The sequence below is a fragment of the Caldibacillus sp. 210928-DFI.2.18 genome, assembly GCF_020554505.1.
Taxonomy (GTDB): Bacteria; Bacillota; Bacilli; order Bacillales; family Caldibacillaceae; genus Caldifermentibacillus; species Caldifermentibacillus hisashii.
This window is the reverse complement of sequence record NZ_JAJCHL010000179.1, coordinates 1-1735: the sequence shown is the minus strand read 5'-3', so window position 1 is coordinate 1735 and position 1735 is coordinate 1. Positions and strand designations below refer to the sequence as shown.

Sequence of the window (1735 nt, the reverse complement as noted above, 5' to 3'; positions counted from 1 at the left end):
CCACTGAAAAAAGCCATTTTTTTTATGTAAAATTTGCTGTGTAGTGTAAGAAATTTTCTGTAAATGGTATTTTTTACAATAGAATTTAGATGAATTTTCTGTAAATGGTACTCTTTACCATAGAAATTAGTAAAAATGACAAATGTTTGGATATAATTCGCCTTTTTAGAGGATAGTATGGCGGCTATCCTCTTTAAATTTACTGCCAAGGCTGTGAGCTTGGCTTGTAAGCCCATGCTTTTTAGACCGTACCATTTGGCACGATCTAACCCGTGGAAATTCTTCATTTCGCCATTTTTCCCTTCTTGGCATGCTCTTTTTTTATACTTCTCTTTAAATCCCTCCGATTTCTGTTGTTGACTATACTCATAAAATTCTGGGGTGTTGATTCCGATCCCTAATACTTTCCCGACTGTTTTTCCGGTTATGCAAACTTCTCGCATTGGGCAATTTCTACATTGTTCTCTGTCAAAATAGTAATTATACGTTTCTTTTCCACATTTTCTTATGTAGTGTTTCTTTTTGATTGTTTTGTTTCCTTGACTACAGAACCACTCGTCAGAATCTTTGTTATAACTGAATCTTTCTTCGTCTATGCGATATGCAGCTTCACTTACAGGGATGTATGCCTTTGCTTTAAGTTCAGAGATTTTGTCTAAGATTGGCTTTTTAAAATAGGCTTTATCACCGTACACTTCTGGTATTTTTATTCTCGTTTTCTTGGTTAACTCTAATAATTCATCAAACTTCGTGCCATCCACATAAGCTCCATTACCAGTATGTACAGCTGTAATTATTCGATCTTCTGTTGTCATCATAAATTCCGTTTTATAACCAAAGAAAGGATCATTTTTGCTTTTATACCCTATTCTCGCTTCTTGGTCGACAATCGATCGTACCCCTCTTTGCTCTATAAACTTCGGGTCTGCTAAAATTTCTTTCGCATTATTAACGAGTGCTTTTGTTTCAGGTGCTTTCTCTAGTTCAACTAGTTCTTCTACCTTTGATACCGTTTCTTCAAGATAGGACTTCATTGTTTTTCTAGCTTCATCATGGTTTTCTATTTCTTTATAATCAGGGATTTCTTGGTTGATTTCACTTGGTATTTCTCCGTTTTCTTCTTTAACCGTTTTAAAGATTTTTTTCGCTAATTGTTTCATGACTCGTTCCGGTCTATATTTTTTGGTGTTGGCTTCTGTATGAGTGGAATCAATCGTTATACCAGAAACCTTTTGTAAAATTCCTTTTTCAATGCATTGGTTTATGATTTCAATAATAATTTCATCTATGGTGAGATTGCCTTCTAATCTACTTTTACGAAATTTTGTCAAAAGACTTGGGTGAGGGAGGTCGTCTTCCGGATTGATTCCTAAAAAATACATATATGCAAGGTTTAATGAGCAATTTTCTATAACTTTCTCATCAGATAAGTCATAGAGTTTTTGTAACACCAAGATTTTAACCATAAGTTCGGGCTCTTTTGCTGGCCTTCCATATTCTTTACAGTAAGTTTTTTCAAGCATTTTATTGATAAAACTAAAATCTACTTCATCTCTTAATAATTTAAGTGTATGATTTTCAGGAATTTTATCGTATAATATGGAATAGATGCTTAATTGATTATCTTTTTCTTTAAGCATGATAGATACCCCCAGTTTGGTTTTGGTTTGTAGTATAACTTTATTATACCAAATATTGGGGGTATTTTTTTCAATTTATTATACATATAATTATT

Annotated in this window: 1 protein-coding gene; it reads right to left on the bottom strand. The window is 33.1% G+C overall.

Annotated elements, in window-relative coordinates; genetic code table 11:
• The coding region (locus LIZ98_RS17385; RefSeq protein WP_227140394.1) for an IS1182 family transposase at positions 1-1640 on the bottom strand (1640 nt) is incomplete at its 3' end.
• Positions 1641-1735: the final 95 nt, after the last annotated feature.